The organism is Streptomyces sp. NPDC058632, assembly GCF_042717095.1.
In the GTDB taxonomy this organism is placed as follows: domain Bacteria; phylum Actinomycetota; class Actinomycetes; order Streptomycetales; family Streptomycetaceae; genus Streptomyces.
The window spans coordinates 1-2,215 of record NZ_JBHXQZ010000197.1 but is presented as its reverse complement, the minus strand read 5'-3'; the positions used below and the strand labels follow the sequence as shown (position 1 = coordinate 2,215).

The 2,215-nt window shown below is 70.8% G+C and carries 2 protein-coding genes; both read right to left on the bottom strand.

Going from position 1 to position 2,215, the window contains the following annotated elements; translation table 11 throughout:
• The coding region (locus ACFWVE_RS34925) for an amino acid adenylation domain-containing protein (RefSeq protein WP_384023261.1) at nt 1–1,186 on the bottom strand (1,186 nt) is incomplete at its 3' end.
• On the bottom strand, nt 1,179–2,215 hold a 1,037-nt coding region (locus ACFWVE_RS34920), incomplete at its 5' end, for a condensation domain-containing protein (protein ID WP_384023258.1). The genes ACFWVE_RS34925 and ACFWVE_RS34920, both read right to left, overlap by 8 nt.

The window sequence follows — 2,215 nt, the reverse complement described above, 5'->3', positions numbered from 1 at the left end:
GATTCGCCACGAACGCCCCGGCCGTCAGCTCCGGCCGCCCCAGATACCCGCGCGCCAGCCCCGCCCCACCGAGGTACAGCTCACCGGCCACGCCCACCGGCTGGAGCTGGAGACGCGAGTCGAGGACGTACATCTGCGCCCCGTCGATGGGGCGGCCGATGTGGACGCGCTCCAGGTCGGGCGTGTAGCGGGCGACGCTGACGGCGATGGTGGTCTCCGACGGACCGTAGCCGTTGAAGAACAGCCGGCCGTCGGACCAGGTGCGGACCAGTTCGCGCGGGCAGGCCTCGCCGCCGACCGAGACGCACTTCAGGAAGGGCAGCGACTCCACGGGCAGCGTGGACAGCGCCGCCGGGGTGAGGTTGATGTTCTCGACGGCCTGCTCCGTCAGGAAGTCGGCGAGGTCGGTGCCGATCATCTGCAGGTCCGACGGCGGCAGCACCAGCGTGCCGCCGGAGAGCAGCGCGGCGGAGAGCTCCCACACCGATATGTCGAAGCTCAGGGAGGTGCCCTGAAGGACCCGCGTGGGGGTGTCGAGGCCGTAGTTCTCGTGCTGCCAGCGGGCGATGCCGCGCAGGCCGCGGTGGGTGACCTGCACCCCCTTCGGGCGGCCGGTGGAGCCGGACGTGTAGATCACGTACGCCAGGTCGTCGCAGGTCACGGCCATGTCCGGGGCCGGGTCGCTGTCGGGCCGGGTGTCCAGCTCCTGCCACAGGTCCTCGACGACCAGCACCGACGCGCCGGTGTCCGGCAGCACTTCGACCGCCGAGCGCCCGGCCAGTACGACCTTCAGCCCGGCGTCCTCGGCCATGTGGGCCAGCCGGTCCCTCGGGTATGCCGGGTCCAGCGGTACGTACGCCCCGCCGGCCTTCACGATCGCCAGCAGACCGACGACCATCTCGACCGAGCGCGGCACGCACAGCCCGACCAGGCTCTCCCGCCCGACCCCTCGGCCCCGCAGCAGACCGGCGAGGCGGTTCGACAGCCGGTCCAGCACCTCGTAGGTCACCTGGGAGTCGCCGTACGTGACGGCCACCCGGTCGGGGGTGCGGCGTGCCTGCCGGGCGAAGAGGTCGTGCAGCGGCGCCGGCTGCTCCGCCTGCTGCTTGATCTGCGCCAGGCGCAGGCGCAGCAGCGCCTGCTGTTGCGCGGTCAGGTTCTCGAGCTGAGGAAGCAGTTCACTCATGGTGGTCACTCGTCTCGGTAGCCGGGGAGGCAGTCGGAATCTGGGCCTGGAGATCGCTCGGCGACATTCCCTGAACTTCTGCGACGAGTTGTTCGAGAAGCTCTCGCTCTTCGGCGGTGCCTGCCGCCAGGGCGGCCAGGGCGGACAGGTCGAGGTCCGCCTCGGTGGTTCGCTGCTGGGGTACGGCGTTGCCCTGCCGGAGGATCTCGTGGCGCTCCTCGTCCGTGAGGACGCTGACGTCACTCAGCCGCAGTTCGGGCTCCCGGACGAGCTGGGAGCAGACGCTGCCGAGGTGTCCGAGCATGCGCTCGACCGTCTCCGGCTCGAACCGCGCGGTGTCGTACTGGACCACGAGATGCAGCCGCTGGTCGCCGTCCGGCACGGTGGCGACGATGCCGAGGGGGTAGTTGACGCGTTCCTCGGAGCGGGTGAGTTCGTAGCGCAGGGCGGCGGTGTCGTCCTTCTCCACCGGGTAGTTCTCGAAGACGAACAGGGTCTCGAAGAGGGGCGCGCCCGCGGGGAGCCCGCTCCACTGCTGGACCTTGTTCAGGGGGCTGTACTCGTACTGGCGCATCCGCAGGTTCTGTTCCTGCAGTTCCCTGAGCCAGGCGAGCGCGGTGCTCCGTCCGGGCATTCTCACCCGCAGCGGGAGCGTGTTGATGAAGAGGCCGACGGTCCGCTCGATGCCCTCGATCTCGGCCGGGCGCCCCGAGGCGACCGTGCCGAGGACGACGTCGTCCCGGCCCGAGTAGCGGCCGACCAGCAGCGCCCAGCAGCCCTGCAGCACGGTGTTGAGGGTGAGCTGGTGGGCCTGGGCCAACTGCTGCAGGCGCAGGGTGTCCGCGGTGCTGAAGTGGGCGCTGTACTCGGCCTGTCCGCCCGCCGCGGCCGGCCCGGCCGACCCGGTCATGTGCCGTTCGACGCTGAGCGGTTCGGCCTGTTCGACGCCTTGGAGGGCGTCGCGCCAGTAGTCCTCGGCCTGCTGGAGGTCCTGCTCCTGGAGCCAGCCGACGTAGTCGCGGTACGGGC